The sequence below is a fragment of the Mesorhizobium sp. P2_H9 genome, assembly GCF_056403215.1.
In genome coordinates this window covers 1-26,201 of sequence record NZ_JBFUFX010000007.1, presented here as the reverse complement: position 1 = coordinate 26,201, position 26,201 = coordinate 1, and the positions used below count along the sequence as shown (strand labels likewise).

Here is a 26,201-nt window from a genome sequence, read left to right as displayed (position 1 = left end):
CATTAGGCGGCGCTTAAGCTGCCGGAGAATGGCCGGCGCAGGGCGCTGCATTGCCGCCCCACAGCGTCTAGATCACGAAGAAATCGTCCGCGGTAAGCCAGGTGCCCGGGCTTACGGCGGCGAACTTGACAGCCGACGCGCCGCCCGCCCCGTCCACATCGAACAGCACGTCGCCTGTCGCGTCGTCGTAAATGATGTGGTCGCTGTCATCGATGGCCGTCTTGCCGATCGCGAAGACCGCGCCGAAAAGCGGGCCGGCCGACAGCCCGACGAATACGGAGCTGTCCAGCCGGAACACATCATCTTGCGCATTGAAGTCGGCGATGCTGTCGTAATTCGCCGGCCCAAGCGCGTCGAACACGAAGACATCCCTGCCGGCGTCGCCGGCCAGCCGGTCGCGGCCGACACCGCCATTGAGGATGTCGTCGCCAGCGCCGCCCCGCAGGTCGTCGGAGCCGGCGCCGCCGTCGAGGAAATCGTCGCCCGCGTCACCACGAATGCCGTCGGTGCCCGCACCGCCGCTGATCTCGTCATTGCCGGCGTCGCCCTTCAGCCAGTCGGTCCCAGCGCCGCCGATGATCGTGTCGGCGCCGGCACCGCCGAACAGCTGGTCGTGGCCGGCACCACCGTCGAGTGTATCGTTGAACGAGGTGCCGGTGATGCGGTCGCCACCACCCAGCCCGTCGATGATCACCGCACGATCGTAGTTTCCATAGCTCACGATGTTCGTGGCGTCGGTCAGCGTGATGGATTCGGCCGGTGGTGTGACCGTGATCGTGATCGTCGCCACATTGCTGTTGCCCTGGCCGTCCGTGGCGTAGACCGTAAAGCTGTCGGTGCCGACGAAGCCGGCCTCGGGCGTGTAGTCGAACAGATTTCCGCTCAGAAAGTCTGTGTGATAATGCAGGCTGGTGCCGACGTGACCTTGGTGAAACGGGTAGTAGTTGCCGTCGAAACGCGTGCTCTGCTCAAAACTGCCGTGATCCGGTCCGTCCAGGACGACAAAGCTCAAGAGATCGTAGTCGGCATCGGCCACGCTGAATTTGACGTCGTCGAGAAATTGCCCCTGCGAAACCGACACATTCAGATTGGCGGCCGTGGGCGCATGATTGACGAAAGTGTCGGGCTGAAGCGTACCGTCTTCCAGGATGATCTGATGCAGGCCGTACTGCGTGTTTTCGCCGCCGAAATAGTCGTTCGCCCCGATCCATGTCACCGTGAGGGTGTCTGGGCTGGCGGCGTTGACCGAGACGATCCGGGCCGACAGGAAGGCCGCCTGGTCGGACACGGTGCGGATAAGATTGCCTTCATTGTCGAAGACCTGCGTTTCCACCGTCGTCCAGGTCTCGGTCCTGCCCTCATGGGTGAAGCTGGTGATGGTAAAGAAGCCTTCGAAGACATCGACCGAAGCCAGATCGATCCCACCGAACGGGAAATCCGGCTTTGCCCCTATCGGTCCGATGACATCGCCGTCGGTTTCCGCAATGCTGAAAAGGACAGCGTCAGGGCTTGGATTGGGATTGTCGGGTTCTTTCCATACGGTGAGTTCACTGCCATTGCTTAAGGTCGGCATCCTTGTCTTCCTCGCCTTTGCGCCTGGACGCTCTGCGGATGTCCCCCGATTCCAACATAACATGGTATGCGCGCCGGGTCGGTGACAAACCCCTTCGCCTTTCTCCATGTGGTTAATTCCGTCTCGGACGGAGACAGTTCCATGGAGTTCTGCGCACTGCCGTAACATTCGTCGGGAGGCGACAGCGACCCTATGTTCCTGTAATGTTCTTGATCAATTCAGAAATCTGTGCTTGTCTTGTCTGACGTCGCTCACGGTCTGATTGCACTGGCTTAGAGCGAGTCAGGTCCGGGGGCAGAGCAAAGATGGTGGCGCGGGTTCGCACGGTGGCTTTCCAGGGCATCGAGGCCGTGCCGGTCGATGTCCAGGTGATGATCGCGCCGGGCAAGGTCAACATGCATATTGTCGGCCTGGCCGACAAGGCGGTGGCCGAAAGCCGCGAACGGGTGCAGGCGGCACTGCATGCGTCGGGCCTGTCGATGCCGTCGAAGAAGGTGACGGTCAATCTGGCGCCGGCCGACCTGCCCAAGGAAGGCAGCCATTACGATCTGCCGATCGCGCTCGGCCTGATGGCGGCGCTTGGCGCCATTCCGGGCGACATGCTGGCCGGCTATGTCGTGCTTGGAGAATTGTCGCTCGACGGCACCATTGCCGCTGTCGCCGGCGCGCTGCCGGCGGCGATCGGCGCCAATGCCGAGGGGAAAGGCCTGATCTGCCCGTTCGCGTGCGGACCGGAAGCGGCCTGGGCGGGCAAGGATTTCGACATATTGGCGCCGCGCAGCCTGATCGCCATTGCCAATCATTTTCGCGGCACGCAGGTGCTGTCGCGGCCGGAGGCCGGCATCCATGCCTCGGCGCGCGACCTGCCCGACGTCTCCGACATCAAGGGCCAGGAGACCGCCAAGCGGGCGCTGGAAGTGGCGGCGGCCGGCGGCCACAATTTGCTGATGGTCGGCCCTCCAGGCTCGGGCAAATCGATGCTGGCGCAGCGGCTGCCGTCGATCCTGCCGCCGCTGGCGCCGAAGGAGCTTTTGGAAGTCTCGATGATCGCCTCGGTGGCCGGCGAACTCGGCGAGGGCAAGCTGACCGACCGGCGGCCGTTCCGCGCGCCGCACCATTCGGCCTCGATGGCGGCGATGGTGGGCGGCGGCCTCAGGGCACGGCCGGGCGAAGTGTCACTTGCCCATCACGGCGTGCTGTTCCTCGACGAGTTTCCCGAATTCACGCCTCAGACACTGGATGCGCTGCGCCAGCCGCTGGAGACCGGCGACTGCATGATCGCGCGCGCCAACCACCGCGTCACCTATCCGGCGCGCATCCAGCTGGTGGCGGCGATGAACCCGTGCCGCTGCGGCATGGCCGGCGAGCCCGGCTATCGCTGCCTGCGCGGCGAGCGCTGCCGCACCGACTACCAGGCGCGCATTTCCGGCCCGCTGCTCGACCGCATCGATCTCCGCATCGAGGTGCCGGCGGTCTCGGCCAGCGATCTGATCCGGCCGGACCGGGCGGAGAAGAGTGCTGCCGTGGCGCTGCGCGTCGCCCGCGCCCGCACCATCCAGCGCGAACGCTTTGAGCGCCTGGGCGCTACCCTCGCCACCACCAATGCACACTGCTCGCCTTCCGTCATCGAGGAGATCGCGATGCCGGATGCAGCCGGCCTGTCACTGCTCAGGGATGCCAGCGAAAAACTCGGCTTTTCCGCGCGGGCCTACCACCGGGTGCTGAAGGTGGCGCGCACGCTGGCCGATCTCGAAGCCAGCGAAACGGTCGGCCGCATTCATCTGGCCGAGGCGATTTCCTATCGCATGATGTCGGAGCGCGTGGCGCAGGCGGCGTAGACTCCTGCCGGTCGCTGGACGTACGATTGCAAGACGTTGGGGTTTCGCGCCTGACGGTCGTCGCAGCGATGTAATCAACCGAGGGCTTGGGGGATGATTTCGGTTTCGCCGGCGCGTAGCGCCGAAGACTTCGAGACCTTGGCAGGGCTCTGCCGCAAGCTTGCGCAATGGGATGTCGACGCTTCGGTGCCCCACGGCGTCTCGGAGGAGGCTGTGAGGGCGCTCTTTCATCCGGAAACAAGCGGCCATCTGCTGGCGGCGACGTTCGGCGCGCCGGATGCCGTGGCCTTCATTGCACGATCGGAGGGCCTGCCGGCGGGCTGCCTCGCCTTCGACCCGTTCGACGACAAGAGGGTGGAGCTTCATCGGTTCTTTGTCGATGAAGCGTTCCGCGGAAAGGGGATCGGCCGAGCCCTGATGGGAACTGTGTTGGCGGAGATCGAGAAGGGGCGCAGCCGGACCGTGCTGATCCACACCACCTTCTACATGACAAATGCCATCGCCGTGTACGAGTCGTTCGGCTTCAGGTCTTGCCCGCCCTTTCGCGAAACCCCGGAGCATGTCAGGCATACCGACATCTTCATGTCGCGCTCGATCGCGCCTGCATGAGGCGAGAAGCCATGGGGGATTCCGCCATCGGAGATTGCCTCGGAGGGCCGTCTATGCGGGACCCTGCTGCGCCTTCAGCTGCAGCCGCCGCGCGTGCAACACCGGCTCCGTATAGCCATTCGGCTGGACACTGCCCTTGAACACCAGGTCGCAGGCGGCCTGGAAGGCGACGGAGTTGTCGAAGTCGGGCGCCATCGGGCGGTAATGGGGATCGCCGACATTCTGGCGGTCGACGATGGCCGCCATGCGCTGCAGGGAATCCATCACCTGGATGCGCGAGCAGACGGCGTGGCGCAGCCAGTTGGCGATGTGCTGCGAGGAGATGCGCAGCGTGGCGCGGTCCTCCATCAGGCCGACATCGTTGATGTCGGGGACTTTCGAGCAGCCGACGCCTTCCTCGATCCAGCGCACGACATAGCCCAGAATGCCTTGCGCGTTGTTGTCGAGCTCGCGCTGGATCTCGTCGGGCGTCCAGTTCGGACGCACCACCACCGGCACCGACAAGATGTCGTCGAGCTTGGCCTTGGGCCGGCTCTTCAACGCCGCCTGCACGGCATGGACATCGACCTTGTGGTAGTGCGTGGCGTGCAGCGTCGCCGCCGTCGGCGACGGCACCCAGGCGGTGTTGGCGCCGGCCTTTGGATGGGCGATCTTCTGTTCCAGCATCGCCGCCATCAGATCGGGCATCGCCCACATGCCCTTGCCGATCTGGGCGTGGCCGGCCAGCCCGCATTCCAGCCCGGTGTCGACATTCCAGGCCTCGTAGGCGGAGATCCAGGCGGCCTGCTTCATGTCGCCCTTGCGCAGCATCGGGCCGGCTTCCATCGAGGTGTGGATCTCGTCGCCGGTGCGGTCGAGGAACCCGGTGTTGATGAAGACGACCCGGTCTTGTGCCGCGCGGATCGCCTCCTTGAGGTTGACGGTGGTGCGCCGCTCCTCGTCCATGATGCCCATCTTGATGGTGTTTTTCGCCATGCCGAGCAGGGCCTCGACGCGGTCGAAAATCTCGACGGCGAAAGCGACCTCTTCCGGCCCGTGCATCTTGGGCTTCACCACATACATCGAGCCGGCGCGGGAGTTCTTGCGGCGGCCGTTCGGACCGACATCGTGCAGCGCGATCAGCGCCGTCAGCGCCGCATCCATGATGCCTTCCGGCACCTCGTTGCCGTCGCGGTCTGATATCGCCGGATTGGTCATGAGGTGGCCGACATTCCTGACCAGCATCAACGAGCGGCCGGGCAAGGCAAGCTGGCCGCCATTGGGCGCGGTGTAGGACCGGTCGGGATTGAGCTTGCGGACAAAAGTCTTGGCCCCTTTGGTGATCTCTTCGGCCAGATCGCCCTTCATCAGGCCGAGCCAGTTGCGGTAGACCACGACCTTGTCGTCAGCATCCACCGCCGCGACCGAATCCTCGCAGTCCTGGATGGTGGTGAGTGCTGACTCCAGCACGACATCGGCGATGCCGGCCGGATCGGTGCGGCCGATCTGATTGGCGCGGTCGATTGATATTTCGATGTGCAGGCCGTTCTTGACCAGCAGGACGGCTTGCGGGTTTTCGGCATCGCCGCGATAGCCGGCAAACTGTTTGGGATCGGCCAGCGTGGTGCCGCCGGCGCCGGAGCCGAGCCGCAAGGTGCTGCCCAAGACGGTAAGCCCATTGACGCCGGCCCATTTGCCCAGAGTGAGCGGCACCGACTCGTCGAGAAAATTCTTGGCCCAGGCGACGACCTTGGCGCCACGCGCGGGGTTGAAGCTCTTGCCCTTTTCGGCGCCGCCGCTCTCGGCAATGGCATCGGTGCCGTAGAGCGCATCATAGAGCGAACCCCAGCGCGCATTGGCGGCATTCAGCGCATAGCGCGCATTCATCACCGGCACCACCAGCTGCGGCCCGGCGACGACAGCGATTTCCGGGTCGACATTTTCGGTCGCGACGGAGAAGGCTGGCCCTTCGGGGACGAGATAACCGATCTCCTTCAGGAAGGCCTTGTAGACCTCCATGTCGCTAGGTGCGCCATTGCTGCGGTACCAGCCGTCGATCTGTTCCTGGATGGCATCGCGTTTGGCGAGCAGCGCCCGGTTCTTCGGGGCGAGATCATGGACGATGGACGAGAAACCGCTCCAGAAAGCGTCGGCCGCAATGCCGGTGCCCGGCAGCGCTTCGTTGACGACGAAGTCATGAAGCGCGCGGGCAATCTGCAATCCGGCGATCTCGATGCGATCGGTCATCAGGGCTTCTCCAGATGAAAGGCTTTGCGGCCTTTGGCATGTCAGGGATGAAGGGTCAATTCAGCTTAGGGTGAAGGTGGGGATTTTGGGCGGTTGGCGAAGGCGGTGGCGACAGCGTCCTTCGCCCCGTTTACGGGGAGAAGATGGCGGCAGCCAGATGAGGGGCGGCGCGGCGTTTGTTGGATGCGCCGTACCGCGAAACCGCATTGGCTGGCGCTGCCCCTCATCCGCCCTTCGGGCACCTTCTCCCCGTGAAACGGGGAGAAGGAAGAGGCGCCTAAACCGCAATCCTCGGCCTTCCCGACGCCACCGCCACCACATGCGCCTCGATGAACATGCGCTGGGCTTCGACCGTCGAGACCTTGAATTCAGTCGCGATTTCAATTTCAGCGCTGTCGGTGCCGGCATCCTTGGCCCGCTGCGCGACGATGGCGCGCACATCGGCTTCAGCGGCCGCGATCGCCGCCGCTTCGTCGGTGAAATCGCGCACGGTTTCGCCCGAGGCGAGGCGAAACAGGCCTTCCTGGGGCTGGCTGACGCGCGCCTCGGCCGAAACCCTGACCTGGCCGACGACGGCGCCGAGCGCGTTGGCGACATCGGTATCCTCCGGCACCACGCAGTCATTGCCGACCAGTTCGGCAAGGCCGGCATAGTGCAGCGGCGCCGAGGCGCCGAGGCCGATGACCGGGCGGTCGAGCGCGACGGTCAGCCGAGCAATGCCGGGATGCGAATCGACGGCGCGCTGCACCAGCGCATGCGCGACGGTGGCCGCGCCATCCAGCCCATCCTCGGCAAAGGCGGTTTCGAGGATGACTTCGGCCGACAGGCGCGTCAGCGTGGTCAGTACCCGTTCGGAGATGGCCTCCGGCGAGGCGGCAATGGATTGCCCGCGGCCGTCGCGCTTGCGGGCGAAGAGTTCAGCGCCGAGACGGGCCGTGACCGGGTCCCAGTTGGCCTGCTTGCCCAGTACATGGGCGGCGTCCGATGGGGTAAAGCCGGCGACATGCACCAGCCCACGCGACACCAGCCGGTTCAAGGTGGCGTTCTGGGCGTTGGAGATCAGCAATTTGTCGACGGCGAGCGGCACGGCGCCGATCAGCTCGTATAGTTTTGCCTCGGCGCCGGTGAGGCCTGCCGCCAGCCGGTCGGGCACGCCGGTGCGCACCGCCAGGCGGCCATCCATGCGGCCGGGATTCGGCGCGCGCAGCTGGCGTTCGAGCTCTGACGTCACCGCCGCGCCATGCACCATGCCGGCCAGCGCCAGCGGCACCAGGCGGCGCGGCCCGAGCAGGATTTTTGGGTTGAGCGCGCCATCCTCCAGCGCCACTTCGGAATCGCCGCCGAGGCCAAAGGTGCGCATGGCGACGGCCTCGACCATGGTGCGAAAGCCGCCGACGGTGGCGCCTTCCGGATCGAGCCGCGGGCGACCGCCATCGAGCACGGCAACGTCGGTGGTGGTGCCGCCAATGTCGGAGACCACGGCATTGTCCAGCCCGGTCATGTGGCGGGCGCCGACCAGGCTGGCGGCCGGACCTGACAGAATGGTCTCGATCGGACGTTGGCGGGCAAACGCCGCCGAGACCAGCGCGCCGTCGCCGCGCACCACCATCAAGGGGGCGACGATCTTGCGGGCGTCCAAAAATCCTTCGGTCGCCGCCACCAGCCGGTCGATCATCGAGATCAGCCTGGCGTTGAGCAGCGTCGTCAGCGCCCGGCGCGGACCGCCGAGCTTGGCCGACAGCTCGTGGCTGGCGGTGACCGGCAGGCCGGTCTTTTCGCGGATCAGGTCGCGGGCAGCGAGCTCATGCGCCGGATTGCGGGTGGCAAAATAGGCGCAGACGGCGAAGCCCGACACCGAGGCGCCGAGTTCCGGCAAGGCCGCTTCCAGCCCGGACAGATCGAGCTTGGCCGCATTGCCGTGCACATCATGGCCGCCTGGGCAAAAAATCACCGGGTCGGTGCCGAGCGCCGCCTTCAGCCCGTCGCGGGCAAGGTCGCCTTCGGCAAAGCCGATCATCACCAGCGCCACGCGCCCGCCCTGGCCCTCGACCAGCGCGTTGGTGGCGAGCGTCGTCGACATCGACACCAGTTTTATCGCGGCCGGGTCGGTGCCCGCCTTCTGCAACACCGCGTCGACCGCGCCCGATATGCCGACGGCGAGATCATGCCGCGTGGTCAGCGCCTTGGCCTTGGCCAGCACCTTGCCGTGCGGCCCCTCGGCTTCCGACCACAGCACCGCATCGGTGTAGGTGCCGCCGGTGTCGATGCCGAGGAACAGGGGAAGGGGTTTGGTCTTGGCGGTCATAAGGGCGGGTCCGGAGATTTTGCGTCCCCGCCCTTAGCCGATAGCGGCCTGGGGATAAAGGCGGGAGAGATGGGCCAAGGGAGGAGTTCGATCTCCCCCCTCGTGGGGGAGATGGCCGGCAGGCCAGAGGGGGGCGCGAAGGATCGCCCACTTTGCCACGACCTAAGGCGCCTCACCGACCCCAGCAGCAATCACGATATGCTGGCAGACATTGTCGATGTCGCGGATGATCTCGTCGTTCCAGAAGCGCAGAACGGTCCAGCCATCCTGTTCCAGATGCCCTGTCCTTGCTTCATCGCCGGCGACGGCTTCCGCATGCTGGGAGCCGTCGACCTCAACGACGAGTTTCTTCTCCGGGCACGCGAAGTCGACAATATAGCCGGCGATCGGAAATTGCCGCCGGAAGCCAAGCCCCATCAACCGGTGCGCATCGATCTCGCGTTTGCGCGATGTTTTGGTGGCAATGGCGTGTGGGGCATTTCGATGCTCGGTGGTTGGGGAGGTCGGCGCTCTATGGCGCCCCCCTCTGTCCTGCCGGACATCTCCCCCACGAGGGGGGGGAGATTGGCAGCTTCGGCCTCAGCGGAAGAGACCACGTTATTTCGCCGTGACCGTGCCCTTCATCGAGCTGTGGATCGCGCAATGGAACGGGTGGGCGCCGGCGGCCGCTATCTTGACCTTCGCGCTCTTGCCGGTGGCGAGATGGCCGGTGTCGAAGGAGCCGTCGAGCGCGGTGGCGGTGTGCGTCATGGAGTCGGCATTGGTGAAGGTGATCGTGTCGCCGACGGCGGCCGAGATTTTCGACGGGCTGAATTTCATGCCCTTGATCTGGACCGCATGATTGGCGGCGTAGGCGGGCATGGCAAAGGCAAGCAGTGCAAGAACGAGCATGGTGCGCATGATGGATTTCCTCCTGAGCGCTAGACCCTCATCCTACACTAACGCTGGCGCACGGCCTTTCATGCCACGAAGCCGATCTTTTTATGCGTGTTGTCACAAAACGGCTTGTTCGCCGAATGGCCGCAGCGGCAGAGGAAAACCCGGCGCGTGCGGTCGATGGTGTGGCCGGTGCCGGTGACGATCTCGACATTGCCTTCGAGCTTGAGCGAGCCGTTGGTCGTCGGCGTGACGGTGAGCGGTCCGTCCCTCGCCTCCAACGCCGGCGTGTCCTTCAGCGGCGGCTCGCCGGTGGCGGTGAAGCCGGCCTTGATATGGCTGTTGTCGCAAAACGGCTTGTTTTGCGAGGCGCCGCAGCGGCACAGCGTGGCGCGGTAGAACGTTTCGCCGTTGAGCACGATCTCGGCATGCACGGCCAGCGGGCCGTTTTCCCTAAGCCGCACCGTGTTGACCACCGGTGGCTTTTCCTGCGGCCCGCCATCCTTGCGGACATAGGTGATGGCGCCCGACGGGCAGCTTTCGGCGATGGCCACCACTTTTTCGACACTGGCCGCATCGGGGTGGATCCACTCGCCGGGCGCATTGGGCACGAACACATGCGGATTGCCCAGCACGCAGTTGCGCGAATGGATGCAGCGTTTGCCGGAAAAGCCGACGTCGATCTTATCGCTTTCAACCACTGCCATGGGTGAGCTCCTGTTTCTTCCTTCTCCCCTTGTGGGAGAAGGTGTCGCCGAAGGCGACGGATGAGGGGTGTTCCAGAGGACACCAACGCCTCATTCCCGTCCAGCACCCCTCATCCGTCTCGGCGCTGTGCGCCGATCCACCTTCTCCCACAGGGGGAGAAGGAAGGGGCTCCGCCTCACGGCGTCAGTTCGATTTCCTCGGTCTCGCCGCCATTGCAGGTGTAGCAGCAGTCGTCGCATTTTTCCTTGTTGCCGGGGCCGACGCCCCAATAGGTCTGCTCGTCGCCGTCAACCCAGGCGCCGTAGCAGATCGACTCGCCCTCGTCGCAGGACAGCGGGATCTGCTTGGTCTCGCCGTCGTCGAGATAGAAATCCTTGCCGTCGCCCGGCCAGACATAGTCTCGGTCCTGGCTGTAGAGCTCGAGGCGCATGGCGTTGGGGTGGCTGTTCTTGACGGCAAAGGTGATGTCGGCGGCGTGCGCCGCCGGCGCAAACAGCGCGGCGAGCGAGAGTGCGACGACGATGCGGCGCTTGGATGTGAAAGACATGAAACCCCCTGGATGAGAATCGGCCCCCGGCCGCTGGGGGAATCATTGCACGATGTGTGGGAGGGCGGAAGGGGAATTGGGATAGTCCCGGGGTGATTGGCGAAGGCAGCCGAGCGCGGAATCTCCCTCCTTGAGGGGGTTGAGGAGTGGTCCGCGTAGCGGACGGAAAGCCAACTGCTTGGCTTTCCGAACGACGAAAGCCGGCAGGCCAGAGGGGGTCGGTCCGACCGGTCTCGACCTGCTGCGGCAGATGGAGGCTGGAGCTCTACGCGAGGCGACCCCCTCTGTCGCCTTCGGCGACATCTCCCCCACGAGGGGGGAGATTGGCAGCTTCCGCGCCGCGCGCTACGGCACCAGATCGATCGTCTCCGTCGTCTTCTCCACGCAGATGAAACAGCAATTGTCGCAGGGTTGGTCATTGTCCGGGCCGACGCCGGCGGAGATGCTGTCGTCGCCGTTGACCCAGGCGCCATAACAAATGTTTTCGCCCGGATTGCAGGAGATCGGCACCGATTTCTGCGAATTCGGCTCGATCATGAACACCTGGTCGTCGCCCGGCCACACCGTCTTGCGGTCATGGCTGAACAGCTCGACCGCCACCGATTGCTGCCGCAGGTTCTTCACGAAGAAGGCCATGTCGGCGGCGTGGGCGGAGGTGGTGAGGAGAAGGGCGGCGAGGATGAGGCGAATCATGGTGGCGGGTTCCCTGAGGGGCAGAGTAGAGCACGGGCAGAGGAGCGAGTAATCTCCCCCTTGAGGGGGGAGATTAGCGCGTCACCTCCACATGCGGCGCCAGTCGCTGGATCGCCGCGATGATGTCGGCGCCGCTCATGTCGAGCGAAGACACCTCCATGTGCACGGTGTTCTGGCCGAACGGCAGCATCAGGTTGAGCGCATTGGCCAGCGCGTATTTGATCTCGTCGGGCGGCGCCTCGGTCAATTCGAAATTGACCATCCCCGACCCCTTGCCGGAGGTGAGGCGCACGCTCTGCACCTTGTTCCAGGGCACCAGCACGTCGCCGAGGCGACGGTCGCGAAAGCCCTTGGCATCGAGCACGACCTTGACCGAAGTGTCGAAGGCGCCGCGCGCGAGGAAATAGCCGAACCCGAGGAAGCCAAGCGCCAGCAGCGCCACCAGCAGCGCCACCAGCAGCACCCGCCCGCCATCGGCGCCGGTGACCAGCCCCTTGAGCGTGTAGAAGCCGAAGATCGCCGCGAAACAAGAGCGCCCCGAAGGCGGAAGACATCTTGCCGGTTGGGCTGTTGCGGAGTTCGACGGGAGCGGACATTTTTTTACGTTCACCGTTCGGCCTTCAATAGGGTCCAGATCCAGCCGATGAAGGTCAGCACCAGGAACGGATAGCCGGCCGCGGGCAAGGGCGAGGAGGTCGGCAGCAAGGGCGCGCCCCAGAGGATTTTGCCCACAGACAGGGCAAACAGAAAGGCGGCAACGAGGCCGGTGAGCCGCATCCACAGAGCGAAGGTTTTTGGCGCGCTGATCAGCACCAGGGCCGCCGCCCACAGCGAGATGCCGCCGGCATAGGAGGGAACGCTGGCCTCGAGGCCTGCCGCATTGCCGGCCAAAAGCAGGCTCTCGCCGGCGACGAAGGTCAGGAACCCGGCGGCGATGCCGTCATTGCCCAGCCGCTGATATTTCATCGTCAACAGCGCGGTTGCCACCACGAGTGCTGCGCCGTCGATCGTCCACAGCGTTTCGCGCAGTTCCGCGCTGGCCACAAAAGTGCCGGCAAGGCCAAAAGCGCCACCAATGGCGAGGCCGATCGCGGCGACGATATCCAGAGTGGAGCGCATCGAGACCTCCCCCAAAACCGGGCTCGAGGATAGTTCAGGATGGGAGGTTCTCCAAGCGGCGCGCGATGAGGAGGCGCCGGCGCTTCTTCCCTTCCCCCCTTGTGGGGAAGGGAAGACCTAGCCATTCACCGCCACATGCGGCGCCAGTCGCTGGATCGCCGCGATGATGTCGGCGCCGCTCATGTCGAGCGAGGAGACCTCCATATGGACGATGTTCTTGCCGAAGGGCAGCAAGAGGCCGAGCACATTGGCCGGCGCGTATCGGATGGCATCAGGAGGCGGCTCGGTCAGCTCGAAGCTGATCATCGCCGAGCCCTTGCCGGAGGTCAGGCGGACGCTGCGCACCTTCTCCCAGGACACCAGCACGTCGCCGCCGCGCCGGTCGCGAAAGCCTTCGGCATCGAGCACCACCTGGACGCTGGTGTCGAACGCGCCGCGCGCGATGACCAGACCAAATCCCAGGCAGCCAAGCGCGAGCACCGCAACCAAAAGCACCCCACGGCCCGGCGCGCCTGACGCAAGCCCCATGAGCGCGAAGCAACCGAAGATCGCTGCAATCAGAAACGGCCCGATCGCGGGAAAGATCTTCCCGGTGGGGCTGTTGTGGATTTCGAGCGGCGCGGACATGGCGCGAGGGCTCACTCACCTCTCGGGCTTCAGCAAGGTCCAGATCCAGCCGATGAAGGTCAGCACCAGGAACGGATAGCCGGCGGCGGGCAGAGGCGACGAGGTCGGCAGCAAGGGCGCGCCCCAGAGGATTTTGGCCACCGACACGGCAAACAGGAGGGCGGCAACGAGGCCGGTGAGACGCATCCACAAGGCGAAGGTTTTTGGCGCGCTGATCAGGACAAGGGCCGCCGCCCACAGCGAGATGCCGCCGGCATAGGAGGGAACGCTGGCCTCGAGGCCTGCCGCATTGCCGGCCAGAAGCAGGCTCTCACCGGCGACGAAGGTCAGGAACCCGGCGGCGACGCAATCATTGCCTTGCCGCTGATACTTCATCGTCAACAGTGCGGCTGCCACCACGAGGGCCACGCCGTCGATCGTCCACAGCGTTTCGCGCAGTTCCGGGCTGGCCACAAAAGTGCCGGCAAGGCCAAAAGCGCCACCAATGGCGAGGCCGATCGCGGCGACGATATCCAGATTGGAGCGCATCGAAACCTCCCCCAAGCCGGGCTCAAGGATAGTCCAGGATGGGAGGTTCTCCAAGCGGCGCGATAAAGAGGGCGCCGGCGCTTCTTGCCTTCCCCCCCTTGTGGGGGAAGGTGGATCGGCGCGCAGCGCCGAGACGGATGAGGGGTGCTGGACGGAATGAGACGGTGGGCTAGGTCGGCTAATCTTCGCAAACATCGATGATTGCCGAGGATTTGGGCGAGCCCCCGCCGGGGCCTGAAGACCACCCCGCGCCGCCGCCCGGCGAATAATATCCACCGTGCAGCTTCAGCGCCGCGCTGGCGGGGGGCCCGCTGCCTCCGGCACCTCCCCCGCTTTCGAAGCCTGTCATCGATCCACCGGATCGATGACTTGGCGCGCTGCGCGCGCCAACCGGCTTCTCAATCCCCCATCTTCAGCGCCTGAATAAACGCCTCCTGCGGGATATCCACCTTCCCAAACTGCCGCATCCGCTTCTTGCCCTCTTTCTGCTTGTCGAGCAGCTTGCGCTTCCGGCTCACGTCGCCACCGTAGCACTTGGCGGTGACATCCTTGCGCAGCGCCGAGATGGTCTCGCGGGCGATGACCTTGCCGCCGATGGCGGCCTGGATCGGGATCTTGAACAGATGGTTCGGGATCAGCTCCTTCAGCTTCTCGCACATCTGGCGGCCGCGCTTTTCCGCCGCCGTGCGGTGGACCAGCATCGACAGCGCGTCGACCGGCTCCTCGTTGACCAGGATCGACATCTTCACCAGATCGCCTTCCTTGTAGTCGGTCAAATGATAGTCGAAGGAGGCGTAGCCCTTGGAGATCGACTTCAGCCGGTCGTAGAAATCGAAGACGACTTCGTTGAGCGGCAAATCGTAGGTGAGCATGGCGCGCTTGCCGACATAGGACAGGTCGGCCTGGACGCCGCGCCGGTCCTGGCAGAGCTTCAGGATGCCGCCGAGATAGTCGTCGGGCGTCAAAATGGTGGCGCGGATCCACGGCTCCTCGATGGCGGATATCTTGACCACGTCGGGCATGTCGGCGGGGTTGTGCAGTTCCTTCATCGAGCCGTCGGTCAGCAGCAGCCGGTAGACGACGCTGGGGGCGGTGGCGATGAGGTCGAGGTTGAACTCGCGCTCCAGCCGCTCCTGGATGATTTCCAGATGCAGCAGGCCAAGGAAGCCGCAGCGATAGCCGAAGCCGAGCGCGGCGCTGGTTTCCATTTCATAGGAGAAGCTGGCGTCGTTGAGGCGCAGCTTGCCGACCGCGGCGCGCAGATCCTCGAAATCGGCGGCATCGACCGGGAACAGGCCGCAGAACACCACCGGCTGCGCCGGCTTGAAGCCTGGCAGCGCCTTTGCCGTCTGGCGCTTGTCCTCGGTGATGGTGTCGCCGACGCGGGTGTCGGCCACTTCCTTGATCGAGCCGGTGAAGAAGCCGAACTCGCCGGGGCCAAGCTCGTCGACATTGATGCGGGCGGGCGTGAAGACGCCGGTGCGCTCGACCAGGTGCTTGGCGCCAGTGCCCATCATGCGGATGGTCTGGCCCTTCTTTAAAACGCCGTCGATGACGCGGACCAGCACGATGACGCCGAGATAGGCGTCGTACCAGCTATCGACCAGCATGGCCTTCAGCGGCGCTGAGGCATCGCCTTCGCGCGGCGGCGGCAATTGGTTGACGATGGCTTCCAGGACATCCGGAATGCCGAGGCCGGTCTTGGCCGAGATCAGCACGGCGTTGGAGGCGTCGATGCCGATGACTTCCTCGACCTGCTCGCGGATGCGCTCGGGCTCGGCGGCCGGCAGGTCGACCTTGTTCAGCACCACGACGATCTCGTGGTTGTTGTCGATGGCCTGGTAGACATTGGCCAGCGTCTGCGCCTCGACACCCTGCGAGGCGTCGACGACCAGCAGCGAGCCCTCGCAGGCGGCGAGCGAGCGCGATACTTCATAGGCGAAGTCGACATGGCCGGGCGTGTCGATGAGGTTGAGGATATAGTCCTCGCCATTGTTGGCGCGGTATTTCAGCCGCACGGTCTGCGCCTTGATGGTGATGCCGCGCTCGCGCTCGATGTCCATCGAGTCCAGCACCTGCTCCTTCATGTCGCGCAGCTCCAGCCCGCCGGTGGACTGGATCAGCCGGTCGGCAAGCGTGGATTTGCCATGGTCGATATGGGCGACGATGGAGAAATTGCGGATGTGGTCGAGGGGCGTGCTCATGTCGCGCGCTTTAGCAGGGGCAGGGTTGAGGGGCAAGCGGTGCGGGGTGCCGACGCCTCTTGCCTTCTCCCCTTGTGGGAGAAGGTGGATCGGCGCGCAGCGCCGAGACGGATGAGGGGTGTTGGAAGGAATGAGGCGGCTGGTTAGTCTAACACACCATGCCGCATCAACCCGTCCCTCCCGCCAAACGCAGCTTTGCCCGTGCACTCAGGCGCGAGATGACGGAGGCAGAAGGCAAGCTATGGAGTGAACTGCGCGACCGCAGGCTCGACCAGATAAAATTCCGACGCCAGGTGCCTGTCGGAAAATACGTCGCCGATTTCGCCTGCCTCGAAGCCGGCCTGATCGTCGAAATCGACGGCAGCCAGCATGCGGAGTCTGATTCAGATCGGGTGCGCGGAGTTGAGTTAAAGGCGAGAGGGTTTCGCGTGTTGCGCTTCTGGAACGACGATGTGCTGAAAGACGTGAATGCCGTTTGCGATACGATCATCGCCTATGTACGCGATGTGAACTTGCAGCCTTGGCGGTAATGGCTCCTCTTTCCCTTCTCCACTTGTGGGAGAAGGTGTCGCCGAAGGCGACGGATGAGGGGTGCTCCAGCTTGATAGCGACGGCGATCCGTCCAACACCCCTCATCCGTCTCGGCGCTACGCGCCGATCCACCTTCTCCCACAAGGGGCGAAGGGAAGAAGCGTCGGCGCCGCAATCACAAACCAGTGAACGATGTAACGAAGCCTCTGCCGGCGGCGAAGTGGGAGATGAACCCCGCCGCAGGAGACTTCCCCATGTCCCGATCGAAAAGCAAACGCAGCGCGCTGCTGGCTGCCCTGATGGCGCTTGCCGCGACGGGTGCTGCCGCTGCCCAGCCGCTCACCGTGGTTGAATTGTTCACCAGCCAGGGCTGCTCGTCCTGCCCGCCGGCCAATGCCAATCTGATCAAGGTCAAGGACCAGCCGAACGTGCTGGCGCTGTCGTTCAACGTCACCTACTGGGACTATCTCGGCTGGAAGGACACGTTTGGCAAACAGGAATTCACCCAGCGCCAGGTCAGCTATGAGCCGGCGCTCGGCCGCTCCGGCCCGTTCACGCCGCAAGTGGTGGTCAATGGCGATGCCGATGCAGTGGGTGCGGCACCCGGCGAAATCGAGCGGCTGATTTCCTCGAGCGGCCGCGCCAAGGGTCCGTCGCTGTCGCTTGATGGCGGGAAAATAAGCATCGGCGCCGGCTCAGTGCCCGGCGGCAAGGCGGATGTCTGGCTGGTTCGCTACAAGGACGGCGTCGTCGAGGTGCCGGTGGCGCGCGGCGAAAACACCGGGCGCACGCTGCCGCACGCCAATGTCGTGCATGCGCTGCAAAGGATCGGCAGCTGGAGCGGCGATGCCACGTCGCTGCCGCTGCCGGCGGCGTCTGGTGGGCTCAGCACCGCGGTGCTGGTGCAGACGCCGGGCGGCGGACCGATCTTGGCCGCCGCCACCAACTAATTCCCAAGATTTGCGCAACGCCGCTTGAGCGGCGCCGCACTGCCGGCCGCATCCGCGCGCCACCAACCCAAGGAGACTTCCATGACCAATCTTTCTCGCCTGACGCTTTCGACGATGGCTTTCGCTCTGTGTTCGACGGTGCTGTTTGCCGGCGGCATCGCCCGCGCTGAAGATGCCATGAAGCCAGCCATGGCTACCGATGCCATGAAGCCGGCCACGGACGCCATGAAACCGGCGACCGATGCCATGAAACCAGCGACCGATGCGATGAAACCAGCGACCGATGCGATGAAGCCTGTCGATCCGATGGCGACGAATGCGATGAAGCCGGCCGACCCGATGGCTACCGACGCCATGAAACCGGCAACGGATGCGATGAAACCCGCGATGGGAGCGACCGACGCCATGGCTCCGGCCAAATAGGCTCGGTTCGCTTCCGGCCGCCCCTGGCCATGGCCGTTCCCTGTCCAGGTCAGGGACGGTCCCTTCTGTCGGCGATGCGCTGCGCCAGATGCGCACAGCAATGTGAAACGGCGACGTACCTATATATCGTACAATCAAACTCCAACTTGGGAGATCAGACATGACCGGCATTGCAAAGACGAGAACGCCGAGTTTCGCCAAGGGCGCGCTCGCCGCCCTCGTCCTGGCGGCGGCGGGTGCTGCCTTCTGGCAGAGCCCGGCCGTCTCGGCCGAGGGCGCGGTGGTGATCCCGCCGCCGGCGATGGACGAGAAGGCGGCCAGCGGCACCGAAAAGGCGATCTTCGCCGGCGGCTGCTTCTGGGGCGTGCAAGGCGTGTTCCAGCACGTCAAGGGCGTGACCAAGGCGGTGTCGGGCTATACTGGCGGCGACAAGGACACCGCCGTCTACGAGACCGTCGGCAGCGGCCGCACCGGCCACGCCGAATCCGTCGAGATCACCTATGAGCCGTCCAAGGTCACCTATGGCCAGCTCTTGCAGGTGTATTTCTCGGTGGCGCACAACCCGACGCAATTGAACTATCAGGGCCCCGACAGCGGCACCCAGTACCGCTCGACGATCTTTGCCGAAAACGACGCGCAAAAGAAGATCGCGCAGAGCTACATCGCCCAGCTCGACCAGGCCAAGGTGTTTGCCGAGCCGATCGTCACCACGCTGGAGACAGGCAAGACCTTCTACCCCGCCGAGGACTATCACCAGGATTTTCTGACGCTGAACCCGACCTATCCCTACATCGTCTACAACGACCTGCCCAAGGTGGCGAATTTGAAGGCGCTGTTCCCGGCGCTGTACAGCGACAAGCCGGTGCTGGTGGCGGCGAGTAGCAAGAGCTGAGTTTGGTAGGTGTTTGGGAAGATACGGAGCAGCGACGCCCTCCCTCCCTTCCCTTCGTCATCCTAGGGCGGAGCAAGGAGCGTAGCGACGCAGCGCAGACCCTAGGATCCATGCCGTGAAGGTGATCGTAGGATGCAGCGGTCCAGGATAGCTGCGCGGCAGATCGCCAGCTATCCTCACGCTATGACCGGCTACGTCTACATGACCGCGAGCCAGAAGCGCGGCACGATCTACATCGGCGTCACCAACGATCTTGGCCGCCGCATGCCGGAGCACAAATCAGGCCAAGGCGCAGGCTTCACCAGCCGCTACGGCGTGCAGCGGCTGGTCTGGTACGAGGAATTCTTCGACATTACCGACGCCATCCAGCGCGAAAAATCGCTGAAGCGCTGGCCACGCCAATGGAAGATCGATCTGATCGAGACGGCCAATCCCGAGTGGTTCGAGCTCTTTCGCGGGACGGGGTGGTAGTCGCTCGGTTCCTTGCACCGCTGGAGCACGGCACCACTGTCACGGCATGGATCCTAGGGTCTGCGCCGCGTCGCTTCGCTCCTTGCTTCGCCCTAGGATGACGAAGCGATGGGATACGCCACCCTCTTCGCCAACGCCCATTCCCTGCTCCTCTCAATCATACGTCAAATCCGTCGCCTTCCCCCCGAACACCCGGTAGGCGTAGAACGAATAGAAGATGATGACCGGCAGCACGACGACCGTGCCGGCGAGGATGATGGCGAGGCTTTCGGGGGCCGAGGCAGCCTGCCAGATGGTCAGTTTGTCCGGCACCACGAACGGGTAGAACGACCAGGCCAGGCCGGCAAAGCCGAGCGCAAAAATGGCGGCCAGCGTCAGGAACGGCGTCAGCGCATGGCGGTCGTCGGGCTTGGGCAGATGAAAGGTCTGGCGCCACAGCCAGGCGAACAACAGGGCCGAGAAGATCGGCAGCGGCGACAGATAGAGCATCTCTGGCCAGACGAACCATTTGGCGAAGATGCGCGGGCTGGCGAAGGGCGTTGCCAGCGACACCGCGGCCATGCCGAGCGCGGCCAGCACCAGGGCGGTGCGCAGCCACAGCACCGCCTTCTTCTGCAACTCACCTTCCGTCTTGTAGATCAGCCACGCCGCGCCCATCGCGCAATAGGCGGCGGCGAGGCAGAACGCCACCAGCGCGCCAAAGGCCATGCCGCCAAGGCCGACATCGAGGCCAAGCACATAGACGCCGAGCATATAGCCCTGCGCCAGCGAGGCGATGATGGAACCCAGGAAGAAGATACGGTTCCAGCGCTGCTTCTTGCCGGCCGGCACCTTGGCGCGAAAATCGAACGCGACGCCACGCAGGATCAAGCCCACCAGCAGCACGAAGACCGGAATGTAAAGCGCGGTGAGGATGGTGCCATGCGCCATCGGGAAGGCGACCAGCAGCAGGCCGACAGCCAGCACCAGCCAGGTCTCGTTGGCATCCCAGAACGGGCCGATGGCGGCGATCATCGTGTCCTGCTCGGCGTCCTCGGCGGCGGCAAAGAGAATGCCGATGCCGAGATCGAAACCATCGAGGATGACGTAAATCAGGATGGCGAGGCCCATCAGGCCGGCGAAGATGAGGGGGAGCGCGGTTGGCCAGTCAATTGTCATCTTTTTTCTCCTCACTCACCAGCCGCTGGCTGCGACAAGGCTGCGCTTCTGACACCCGGCAGTGGCGAGTTGTCGCCGTCCTTGGCCGCCTTCAGCGCCAGGTGCACCAGCACGCCGAGATAGGCGATTAGCAGCAGCACGTAGAGGATGAGATAGACGGCAAGCGTGAAGGCGACATGGCTGCCGGCGACCGGACCGACGGCGTCGGCGGTCTTCAGCACCCCGGTAACCAGCCAGGGCTGGCGGCCGATCTCGGTGGTGTACCAGCCGGCCAGCGTCGCCAACCAGCCGGACAGCGCCATGGGCACCATCAGCATGGCCAGCGGCTTGGGCAGGCTGTGGCGGCGCTTGAGGAAGAAGGCGGCCGACCAGGAGACGATGAGCATCAGGATGCCGGTGCCGACCATGATGCGAAAGCCCCAGAACACCGGGAAGACCGGCGGATGGAGACCGGGATAGTCGTTCAGCCCCGGCACGACGCCGCTGGTCGAGTGCCTGAGCACAAGGCTGGCGCCGTCGGGGATGGCGATCTCGAATTTGTTCTCTTTCGTGGCCTCGTCGGGAATGGCGAACAGCACCAGCGGCACGTTGGGGCCGGTGTTCCAGTTGGCCTCCATGGCGGCGATCTTCTGCGGCTGATGCTCCAGCGTGTTGAGCCCATGCTGGTCACCGGCGAAGATCTGGATCGGGATCAGGATGGCGGCGGTGAAGACGCCAGTGCGCAGCGCCTTCCACATCGATTCCGAACGGTCGCCAGTGAGATAGCGCAGCGCTGACAGGCCGGCGATCAGGAAGGACACCGTCAGGCCGGAGGCGAGCAGCATATGGACGAGGCGGTAGGGCATGGATGGGTTGAAGACGATCGCCCACCAGTCGACGGCATGTGCGACGCCGCCACGCATCTCGAAGCCGGCCGGCGTCTGCATCCAGGAGTTCAGTGCGATGATCCAGAAGGCGGAGACTGTGGTGCCGCCGGCGACCAGCACGGTGGCCAGCGTGTGGACACGGTTGGAGACGCGGCGGAAGCCGAACAGCATGATGCCGAGGAAGGCCGCTTCGAGGAAGAAGGCGGTGAGGATCTCGTAGGCGAGGAGCGGCCCGGCGATGTTGCCGACGGTCTGCATGTAGCCCGGCCAGTTGGTGCCGAACTGGAAGCTCATGGTGACGCCGGTGACGACACCCATGGCAAAGGACAGCGCGAACACTTTTACCCAGGTGAAATAGGCGCGCATCCAGGCGGAATCGCCTGTCGCGTTATAGCGCAGCTTGAAGAACAAGAGCACCCAGCCAAGCGCAATGGTGATCGTCGGAAACAGGATGTGGAACGAGATGTTCGCGCCGAACTGGATGCGCGACAGGATGAGCGGGTCCATGGCGGGCTCCGGCTGCTTCTTATGCCCTGAAGAATAGGCGCGAGGCGCGGTCCAGTCAAAGCGGCGTGGCGTCACGCGGGGCGCGTTGTCGCAGCAGATCATGGGAAAGCGTCAGCGCACGCTGTCGTGTCACGACGATTGTCGAGAACTGTCAGCAGCGGCATCGGCTTGCGGTTGCGCGCACCGACATTCGACCTATATCAGGTGACCTCTTTCAAGCAGCCGTTTTCAGCCATGCCATCCATCATCTCCATTTCCGGGGTCACCAAGACCTATGCCACCGGCTTCAAGGCGCTGAAGGAGATCAACCTCGACATCGAGCGCGGTGAGATCTTTGCGCTGCTCGGGCCGAACGGCGCCGGCAAGACGACGCTGATCTCGATCGTCTGCGGCATCGTCAACCGCTCGTCGGGCACCGTGACAGTCGACAACCATGACATCGGCAAGGACTATCGTGCCGCGCGCAGCCTGATCGGGCTGGTGCCGCAGGAACTGACCATCGATGCTTTCGAGAGCGTGTGGGCAACGGTCAATTACAGCCGCGGCCTGTTCGGCAAGCCGGCTAACCATGCCTTCGTCGAGAAGGTGCTGCGCGACCTGTCGCTGTGGGACAAGAAGGACGCCAAGGCGATCACGCTGTCGGGCGGCATGAAGCGGCGGTTGATGATCGCCAAGGCGCTGTCGCACGAGCCGCGCGTGCTGTTTCTTGACGAACCGACGGCCGGCGTCGACGTCGAATTGCGCCAGGACATGTGGGAGATGGTGCGGCGGCTGCGCGAGGACGGCGTCACCATCATCCTGACGACGCACTATATCGAAGAGGCCGAAGCGATGGCCGACCGCGTCGGCGTCATCAACCGCGGCGAGATCATCCTGGTCGAGGACAAGGCCGAGCTGATGCGCAAGCTCGGCCGCAAGCAGCTGATGCTGGAACTGCGCCGCCCGCTCGCCACCGTCCCGGAGGCCTTGTCGCGCTATGCGCTGGAGCTGTCGCCCGACGGCGGAAAACTGACCTACACTTATGATGACCAGGCAGAGCGGCCGGGCGTCGCCTCGCTGATCCGCGACCTCGAGGCATCAGGCATCCAGTTTCGCGATCTCGACACGCAAAACAGCTCGCTGGAGGAGATCTTCGTCAATCTCTTGAGGCAAGAGCCATGAACCTGCGTGCGGTATGGGCAATCTATCGGACGGAAATGGCGCGCACGGGGCGTACCCTGCTGCAGAGCGTCATTTCGCCGGTCATTTCGACATCGCTCTATTTCGTCGTCTTCGGCTCGGCCATCGGGTCGCGCATCACCGAGATCGACGGCATCAGCTACGGCGCCTTCATCGTGCCGGGGCTGATCATGCTGTCGCTGCTGACGCAGTCGATCTCCAACGCCTCCTTCGCGATCTATTTCCCGAAATTCGTCGGCTCGATCTACGAGCTGCTGTCGGCGCCTGTCTCCTACCTCGAGATCGTCATCGCCTATGTCGGCGGTGCGGCGACCAAGTCGATCGTGCTTGGGCTGATCATCCTGGCGACGGCGTCGCTGTTCGTGCCGCTCACCATCCTGCATCCGTTCTGGATGCTCGCCTTCCTGGTGCTGACGGCGGTGACCTTCAGTCTGTTCGGCTTCATCATCGGCATCTGGGCGAAAAGCTTCGAGCAATTGCAGCTGGTGCCGCTGTTGATCATCACGCCGCTGACCTTCCTTGGCGGCAGTTTTTATTCGATCAACATGCTGCCCGGCATCTGGCGCACGGTGACGCTGTTCAACCCGGTCGTCTATCTGATCAGCGGGTTCCGCTGGAGCTTCTATGGCAAATCCGACGTCTCGGTCGGCATCAGCCTCGGCATGACCGTCGTTTTCCTATTGGTCTGCATCACCATCGTCGCCTGGATCTTCAGGACCGGTTATCGGCTGCGGAACTGACCTCAGATGGCCTTGACCAGCCGCAGCAGCCCCAGCATCTCGACATAGGTCCCCTTGCGGAAGGCGATGTAGACCGGCTCCTCGACGCCGTGGTAGCGGCGCTTGAAGGCGGCCTGTCCCTGCAGGTTGAACCTGCGGCGGTTGACCCAGGGCGAATCATAGGCGCGCCGGAAGGCATTGCGCCAGAAATCGCTTTCGACAAATCCGCTCGGCTCGATGTCGACCATCGGCGACAGGCCAAGCGTGACGACCGAGATGCCCTCTTCGCGAAAACGGTCGACGGCGAATTTGGTCAGGCCGATTTCGGCATGCGGCGAGGCATCGATATGCTTGCGCTTGAAGGCGGTGGTGTAGCCGATGACCTTGCCGTCGCGAAATAGCGGATCGAAGTCGAGCAAAGCGACAAGCTCCCCCTGCGGACCGTGCAGGATGAAGCGGCGCATGTCGACGCCAAGATGATCGGCGAAAGGGCGGTTGAGAAAGCCCATCTCCCAGCGCTTGACGATGCGGTCGCCGCGCCAATTCTCGGAAAGCCGGGCGATCTCATCGAGGAAAATGGTCCGCTTGTCCTCGGCAAAGGAAAAGCCCTTTTTCGAGAGCCAGCGTTCGGAATAGCGGACGGTCTCGTTGCGCTTTCCGGAAAAATCGTGATCGGGCAGGACAAGCCTGGTGTCGATGCCGAAGCGATTGACCTGATAGCCGAGCCCTGCGAGCACGCGGGCGGTTTCCGCGCCGACCTGCACGAACCAGGGGTCGCCGGCGGCTTCGACGAAACGCTTGATGTAGTCGGGTCGGTCGGCCGGATGCGCCACCGGATCGCCGAGAGCGAAGTGGTGCTTCATCTTGGTGCCGAAGGCGATGTAGCCGTCGGCATCGCCGAAATAGGACAGTTTTTGTTGTACGGCGGTGGAATAGGCGAGCGAAAAATCGCCGTGCCGGCGAACCAGTGCCAGGCGCTCGACATGGCTCAGCTCCTGGCGCGGAACCCTGGGCGCGGCGCCTTCAAGCAGCCTGTCGAAATAGATGCGCAACGAGGGCATGGTCGAGCTTTCGCGTGCCTTGGGGTATGGAGGCCAGCCCACGGCCTCGAATCAGTCGTATTGACGCGACCTGATTATCGATCATATCGCGCAAGTGCCATATAGGACGCACTCTGCGCCCCACGGCGCACCTGGAAGGGAATCTCGGCGGAATGGCGGCAACGACAAGCGAAGCGGTGCCCGATGGACCGGTGATCGTCATCGGCGCCGGTGCGGCCGGGCTGGCTGCGGCCGACGCGCTGGGCAGGCTCGGCGTGCCTGCCGTGGTGTTGGAGAAAGAGATGCGGCTCGCCGAACCGTGGCGGCGGCGGCACGAGCGGCTGCATCTGAACACGCACCGGGCGCTGTCGGCGCTGCCGGGGCTTTCCTATCCACCGCGCACCGGCGCCTTCCCGCACAAGGATGTCATCGTTGACCATCTCGAGGACTTTGCCCGCGAGCGCGGCCTTGCGGTCGAATTCGGCGTGGCGGTCGAACGGATCGCCGGCGATGGCCAAGGCTGGCTGGTGCACACCAGCGCGGGTCCGCGCAGCGCCGCCCATGTGATCGTCGCCACCGGCCGCGACCGCCTGCCTTGGATGCCGGACTGGCCGGGCGCTGCAGCTTTCCGGGGCAAACTCATCCACGCCGCCGATTTCGGCACGGCGGAAGACTATTCGGGCAAAAGCGTGCTGGTGATCGGGGCCGGAAATTCCGGCTTCGACGTGCTCAACCATCTCTCAGGCATCGACACCAAACATGTCTGGCTGTCGGCGAGGCACGGCCCGTCGCTGCTGCCGAAGCGGATCGGCAGCGTCGCCGTGCACCGCTTCGCCGGCTTCATGGCGCAGCTGCCGACGCCCATCGTCGACAGGATGATCTCGGCGACGCAGCGGCTGGTCTTCGGCGATCTCTCGCGCTTCGGCCTGCCACCGGCGCCAAAGGGCGGCGCCAGCCGGCTCGGCGCCGAGCAGATCGCCATTGCCGTCGATGACGGCGCCGTCGCCGCGCTCAAGGCCGGCCGTATCACAGTGGCGGCGCCGGTGGCGAGCTTCGATGGCGCGGCTGTCCGGCTGAGTGACGGCACGATCATCGAGCCGGACGTGGTGATCGCGGGGACCGGCTACCGCACCGGGCTCGAAACCATGGTCGGCGATCTCGGTGTGCTCGACCAAAAAGGCGTGCCGAAAGCCAATGGCGGCACGCCGAGCGGCCAGCCCGGCCTGTGGTTCATCGGCATGCGGCCGAGCCTGACCAGCTACTTCCACAGCGCCGGTCTGCAGGCCCGCGAGATTGCGAGGCAGATTGCCAGGGGGTCGTAGCGGAGCACTGGACGGTGAAGCACTGCGCACTTCTTGAGATTGCATCTGTGGCACAGATTGGTGGTTCCACGCATATCTGCGTGCTGGGATCGCATACCTCGGCGATTGGCCGAAGCGCCCATCCCCTTCGTCATCCACGGGCGGAGCAAGGAGCGTAGCGACGCGGCGCAGACCCGAGGATCCATGCCGTGACTTTTGAACTACGCTGCGGTGGAGAGTCCGCTGCACTCTAGAGCGGGATGAATCTAGGTTGGCGCATAGCCTGCCTCTGTGATAGCCTGCCTCTGTGA

The 26,201-nt window shown here is 64.4% G+C and carries 26 protein-coding genes; 10 read left to right on the top strand and 16 right to left on the bottom strand.

Features of this window, described 5'->3' with window-relative positions:
• Nucleotides 1–67 precede the first annotated feature (67 nt).
• Complete coding sequence (locus AC1DXN_RS14295; RefSeq protein WP_477274076.1) at nucleotides 68–1,573, bottom strand: Ig-like domain-containing protein; 1,506 nt, start codon at nucleotides 1,571–1,573, stop codon at nucleotides 68–70.
• Nucleotides 1,574–1,878: 305 nt separating this feature from the next.
• Here AC1DXN_RS14295 and AC1DXN_RS14290 point away from each other — a divergent pair, with 305 nt between their 5' ends.
• A complete protein-coding gene (locus AC1DXN_RS14290) occupies nucleotides 1,879–3,411 on the top strand; it encodes a YifB family Mg chelatase-like AAA ATPase (RefSeq protein ID WP_477274074.1) in 1,533 nt (510 codons plus the stop codon).
• 93 nt (nucleotides 3,412–3,504) lie between these two features.
• On the top strand, nucleotides 3,505–4,020 hold the full coding sequence (locus AC1DXN_RS14285; RefSeq protein WP_477274072.1) for a GNAT family N-acetyltransferase: 516 nt from the start codon (nucleotides 3,505–3,507) through the stop codon (nucleotides 4,018–4,020).
• A 51-nt stretch (nucleotides 4,021–4,071) separates the two neighbouring features.
• On the opposite strand, the gene AC1DXN_RS14280 is transcribed toward AC1DXN_RS14285, so the two are convergent.
• From AC1DXN_RS14280 to lepA, 12 genes are all read right to left on the bottom strand, one after another.
• Nucleotides 4,072–6,246 (bottom strand): malate synthase G, encoded by a 2,175-nt coding sequence (locus AC1DXN_RS14280; protein ID WP_477274070.1) that lies wholly within the window; start codon nucleotides 6,244–6,246, stop codon nucleotides 4,072–4,074.
• 277 nt (nucleotides 6,247–6,523) lie between these two features.
• Nucleotides 6,524–8,551, bottom strand: a complete 2,028-nt coding sequence (locus AC1DXN_RS14275; RefSeq protein ID WP_477274068.1) for a hydantoinase/oxoprolinase N-terminal domain-containing protein — start codon at nucleotides 8,549–8,551, stop codon at nucleotides 6,524–6,526.
• A 162-nt stretch (nucleotides 8,552–8,713) separates the two neighbouring features.
• On the bottom strand, nucleotides 8,714–8,968 hold the full coding sequence (locus AC1DXN_RS14270) for an endonuclease domain-containing protein (RefSeq protein WP_477274066.1): 255 nt from the start codon (nucleotides 8,966–8,968) through the stop codon (nucleotides 8,714–8,716).
• A 180-nt stretch (nucleotides 8,969–9,148) separates the two neighbouring features.
• Nucleotides 9,149–9,451: a cupredoxin domain-containing protein gene (locus tag AC1DXN_RS14265; protein WP_477240382.1), complete on the bottom strand. Its 303-nt coding sequence runs from the start codon at nucleotides 9,449–9,451 to the stop codon at nucleotides 9,149–9,151.
• 59 nt (nucleotides 9,452–9,510) lie between these two features.
• A complete protein-coding gene (locus tag AC1DXN_RS14260; RefSeq protein ID WP_477274064.1) occupies nucleotides 9,511–10,134 on the bottom strand; it encodes a CDGSH iron-sulfur domain-containing protein in 624 nt (207 codons plus the stop codon).
• Between the two features lie 176 nt (nucleotides 10,135–10,310).
• Nucleotides 10,311–10,682, bottom strand: a complete 372-nt coding sequence (locus AC1DXN_RS14255; RefSeq protein ID WP_477274062.1) for a hypothetical protein — start codon at nucleotides 10,680–10,682, stop codon at nucleotides 10,311–10,313.
• 345 nt (nucleotides 10,683–11,027) lie between these two features.
• Nucleotides 11,028–11,375 (bottom strand): hypothetical protein, encoded by a 348-nt coding sequence (locus tag AC1DXN_RS14250; RefSeq protein WP_477274060.1) that lies wholly within the window; start codon nucleotides 11,373–11,375, stop codon nucleotides 11,028–11,030.
• A 73-nt stretch (nucleotides 11,376–11,448) separates the two neighbouring features.
• Nucleotides 11,449–11,985: a hypothetical protein gene (locus AC1DXN_RS14245; protein WP_477274058.1), complete on the bottom strand. Its 537-nt coding sequence runs from the start codon at nucleotides 11,983–11,985 to the stop codon at nucleotides 11,449–11,451.
• The gene (locus tag AC1DXN_RS14240; RefSeq protein WP_477274056.1) at nucleotides 11,982–12,494 is read right to left on the bottom strand and encodes a hypothetical protein; all 513 of its coding nucleotides are present in this window, start codon (nucleotides 12,492–12,494) and stop codon (nucleotides 11,982–11,984) included. The genes AC1DXN_RS14245 and AC1DXN_RS14240 overlap by 4 nt, the downstream gene beginning before the upstream one ends.
• 117 nt (nucleotides 12,495–12,611) lie before the next feature.
• Nucleotides 12,612–13,121: a hypothetical protein gene (locus AC1DXN_RS14235; protein ID WP_477274054.1), complete on the bottom strand. Its 510-nt coding sequence runs from the start codon at nucleotides 13,119–13,121 to the stop codon at nucleotides 12,612–12,614.
• Between the two features lie 15 nt (nucleotides 13,122–13,136).
• Complete coding sequence (locus AC1DXN_RS14230; RefSeq protein WP_477274052.1) at nucleotides 13,137–13,649, bottom strand: hypothetical protein; 513 nt, start codon at nucleotides 13,647–13,649, stop codon at nucleotides 13,137–13,139.
• Nucleotides 13,650–14,047: 398 nt separating this feature from the next.
• Complete coding sequence (lepA, locus tag AC1DXN_RS14225; protein ID WP_477274050.1) at nucleotides 14,048–15,853, bottom strand: translation elongation factor 4; 1,806 nt, start codon at nucleotides 15,851–15,853, stop codon at nucleotides 14,048–14,050.
• Between the two features lie 158 nt (nucleotides 15,854–16,011).
• Between lepA and AC1DXN_RS14220 the strand changes: the two genes are divergently transcribed.
• From AC1DXN_RS14220 to AC1DXN_RS14200, 5 genes are all read left to right on the top strand, one after another.
• Entirely contained in the window at nucleotides 16,012–16,383 is a 372-nt protein-coding gene (locus AC1DXN_RS14220; RefSeq protein ID WP_477274048.1) for an endonuclease domain-containing protein, read from the top strand.
• A 255-nt stretch (nucleotides 16,384–16,638) separates the two neighbouring features.
• The gene (locus AC1DXN_RS14215; RefSeq protein ID WP_477274046.1) at nucleotides 16,639–17,334 is read left to right on the top strand and encodes a DUF1223 domain-containing protein; all 696 of its coding nucleotides are present in this window, start codon (nucleotides 16,639–16,641) and stop codon (nucleotides 17,332–17,334) included.
• Nucleotides 17,335–17,415: 81 nt separating this feature from the next.
• Nucleotides 17,416–17,757 carry a hypothetical protein gene (locus AC1DXN_RS14210; protein ID WP_477274045.1) on the top strand — a complete coding sequence of 114 codons (342 nt, stop codon included), beginning with the start codon at nucleotides 17,416–17,418 and terminating at the stop codon, nucleotides 17,755–17,757.
• Nucleotides 17,758–17,917: 160 nt separating this feature from the next.
• A complete protein-coding gene (msrA, locus tag AC1DXN_RS14205) occupies nucleotides 17,918–18,649 on the top strand; it encodes a peptide-methionine (S)-S-oxide reductase MsrA (RefSeq protein WP_477274043.1) in 732 nt (243 codons plus the stop codon).
• A gap of 183 nt (nucleotides 18,650–18,832) precedes the next feature.
• Complete coding sequence (locus AC1DXN_RS14200; RefSeq protein ID WP_477274487.1) at nucleotides 18,833–19,120, top strand: GIY-YIG nuclease family protein; 288 nt, start codon at nucleotides 18,833–18,835, stop codon at nucleotides 19,118–19,120.
• Nucleotides 19,121–19,273: 153 nt separating this feature from the next.
• Here the strand turns inward: AC1DXN_RS14200 and AC1DXN_RS14195 are convergent, their stop codons facing one another.
• On the bottom strand, nucleotides 19,274–20,278 hold the full coding sequence (locus tag AC1DXN_RS14195; protein ID WP_477274041.1) for a cytochrome d ubiquinol oxidase subunit II: 1,005 nt from the start codon (nucleotides 20,276–20,278) through the stop codon (nucleotides 19,274–19,276).
• An 11-nt stretch (nucleotides 20,279–20,289) separates the two neighbouring features.
• A complete protein-coding gene (locus tag AC1DXN_RS14190; RefSeq protein ID WP_477274039.1) occupies nucleotides 20,290–21,651 on the bottom strand; it encodes a cytochrome ubiquinol oxidase subunit I in 1,362 nt (453 codons plus the stop codon).
• A gap of 234 nt (nucleotides 21,652–21,885) precedes the next feature.
• Here AC1DXN_RS14190 and AC1DXN_RS14185 point away from each other — a divergent pair, with 234 nt between their 5' ends.
• Both AC1DXN_RS14185 and AC1DXN_RS14180 read left to right on the top strand, forming a co-directional pair.
• Nucleotides 21,886–22,812, top strand: a complete 927-nt coding sequence (locus tag AC1DXN_RS14185) for an ABC transporter ATP-binding protein (protein WP_477274037.1) — start codon at nucleotides 21,886–21,888, stop codon at nucleotides 22,810–22,812.
• Nucleotides 22,809–23,570, top strand: coding sequence for an ABC transporter permease (locus AC1DXN_RS14180; RefSeq protein ID WP_477240349.1), 762 nt, complete (start codon nucleotides 22,809–22,811; stop codon nucleotides 23,568–23,570). Before AC1DXN_RS14185 ends, AC1DXN_RS14180 begins: the two co-directional genes overlap by 4 nt.
• Nucleotides 23,571–23,572: 2 nt before the next feature.
• On the opposite strand, the gene AC1DXN_RS14175 is transcribed toward AC1DXN_RS14180, so the two are convergent.
• The gene (locus tag AC1DXN_RS14175; RefSeq protein WP_477274485.1) at nucleotides 23,573–24,610 is read right to left on the bottom strand and encodes a phosphatidylglycerol lysyltransferase domain-containing protein; all 1,038 of its coding nucleotides are present in this window, start codon (nucleotides 24,608–24,610) and stop codon (nucleotides 23,573–23,575) included.
• Between the two features lie 152 nt (nucleotides 24,611–24,762).
• Between AC1DXN_RS14175 and AC1DXN_RS14170 the strand changes: the two genes are divergently transcribed.
• On the top strand, nucleotides 24,763–25,911 hold the full coding sequence (locus AC1DXN_RS14170) for a flavin-containing monooxygenase (protein WP_477274035.1): 1,149 nt from the start codon (nucleotides 24,763–24,765) through the stop codon (nucleotides 25,909–25,911).
• Nucleotides 25,912–26,201 lie beyond the last annotated feature (290 nt).

What these genes read in the sequence shown, in the direction of transcription:
- AC1DXN_RS14295 (WP_477274076.1), bottom strand. Translation starts at nt 1,573, where the DNA reads ATGCCGACCTTAAGCAATGGCAGTGAACTCACCGTATGGAAAGAACCC.
- AC1DXN_RS14290 (WP_477274074.1), top strand. Translation starts at nt 1,879, where the DNA reads ATGGTGGCGCGGGTTCGCACGGTGGCTTTCCAGGGCATCGAGGCCGTG.
- AC1DXN_RS14285 (WP_477274072.1), top strand. Translation starts at nt 3,505, where the DNA reads ATGATTTCGGTTTCGCCGGCGCGTAGCGCCGAAGACTTCGAGACCTTG.
- AC1DXN_RS14280 (WP_477274070.1), bottom strand. Translation starts at nt 6,246, where the DNA reads ATGACCGATCGCATCGAGATCGCCGGATTGCAGATTGCCCGCGCGCTT.
- AC1DXN_RS14275 (WP_477274068.1), bottom strand. Translation starts at nt 8,551, where the DNA reads ATGACCGCCAAGACCAAACCCCTTCCCCTGTTCCTCGGCATCGACACC.
- AC1DXN_RS14270 (WP_477274066.1), bottom strand. Translation starts at nt 8,968, where the DNA reads ATGGGGCTTGGCTTCCGGCGGCAATTTCCGATCGCCGGCTATATTGTC.
- AC1DXN_RS14265 (WP_477240382.1), bottom strand. Translation starts at nt 9,451, where the DNA reads ATGCGCACCATGCTCGTTCTTGCACTGCTTGCCTTTGCCATGCCCGCC.
- AC1DXN_RS14260 (WP_477274064.1), bottom strand. Translation starts at nt 10,134, where the DNA reads ATGGCAGTGGTTGAAAGCGATAAGATCGACGTCGGCTTTTCCGGCAAA.
- AC1DXN_RS14255 (WP_477274062.1), bottom strand. Translation starts at nt 10,682, where the DNA reads ATGTCTTTCACATCCAAGCGCCGCATCGTCGTCGCACTCTCGCTCGCC.
- AC1DXN_RS14250 (WP_477274060.1), bottom strand. Translation starts at nt 11,375, where the DNA reads ATGATTCGCCTCATCCTCGCCGCCCTTCTCCTCACCACCTCCGCCCAC.
- AC1DXN_RS14240 (WP_477274056.1), bottom strand. Translation starts at nt 12,494, where the DNA reads ATGCGCTCCACTCTGGATATCGTCGCCGCGATCGGCCTCGCCATTGGT.
- AC1DXN_RS14235 (WP_477274054.1), bottom strand. Translation starts at nt 13,121, where the DNA reads ATGTCCGCGCCGCTCGAAATCCACAACAGCCCCACCGGGAAGATCTTT.
- AC1DXN_RS14230 (WP_477274052.1), bottom strand. Translation starts at nt 13,649, where the DNA reads ATGCGCTCCAATCTGGATATCGTCGCCGCGATCGGCCTCGCCATTGGT.
- lepA (WP_477274050.1), bottom strand. Translation starts at nt 15,853, where the DNA reads ATGAGCACGCCCCTCGACCACATCCGCAATTTCTCCATCGTCGCCCAT.
- AC1DXN_RS14220 (WP_477274048.1), top strand. Translation starts at nt 16,012, where the DNA reads ATGCCGCATCAACCCGTCCCTCCCGCCAAACGCAGCTTTGCCCGTGCA.
- AC1DXN_RS14215 (WP_477274046.1), top strand. Translation starts at nt 16,639, where the DNA reads ATGTCCCGATCGAAAAGCAAACGCAGCGCGCTGCTGGCTGCCCTGATG.
- AC1DXN_RS14210 (WP_477274045.1), top strand. Translation starts at nt 17,416, where the DNA reads ATGACCAATCTTTCTCGCCTGACGCTTTCGACGATGGCTTTCGCTCTG.
- msrA (WP_477274043.1), top strand. Translation starts at nt 17,918, where the DNA reads ATGACCGGCATTGCAAAGACGAGAACGCCGAGTTTCGCCAAGGGCGCG.
- AC1DXN_RS14200 (WP_477274487.1), top strand. Translation starts at nt 18,833, where the DNA reads ATGACCGGCTACGTCTACATGACCGCGAGCCAGAAGCGCGGCACGATC.
- AC1DXN_RS14195 (WP_477274041.1), bottom strand. Translation starts at nt 20,278, where the DNA reads ATGACAATTGACTGGCCAACCGCGCTCCCCCTCATCTTCGCCGGCCTG.
- AC1DXN_RS14190 (WP_477274039.1), bottom strand. Translation starts at nt 21,651, where the DNA reads ATGGACCCGCTCATCCTGTCGCGCATCCAGTTCGGCGCGAACATCTCG.
- AC1DXN_RS14185 (WP_477274037.1), top strand. Translation starts at nt 21,886, where the DNA reads ATGCCATCCATCATCTCCATTTCCGGGGTCACCAAGACCTATGCCACC.
- AC1DXN_RS14180 (WP_477240349.1), top strand. Translation starts at nt 22,809, where the DNA reads ATGAACCTGCGTGCGGTATGGGCAATCTATCGGACGGAAATGGCGCGC.
- AC1DXN_RS14175 (WP_477274485.1), bottom strand. Translation starts at nt 24,610, where the DNA reads ATGCCCTCGTTGCGCATCTATTTCGACAGGCTGCTTGAAGGCGCCGCG.
- AC1DXN_RS14170 (WP_477274035.1), top strand. Translation starts at nt 24,763, where the DNA reads ATGGCGGCAACGACAAGCGAAGCGGTGCCCGATGGACCGGTGATCGTC.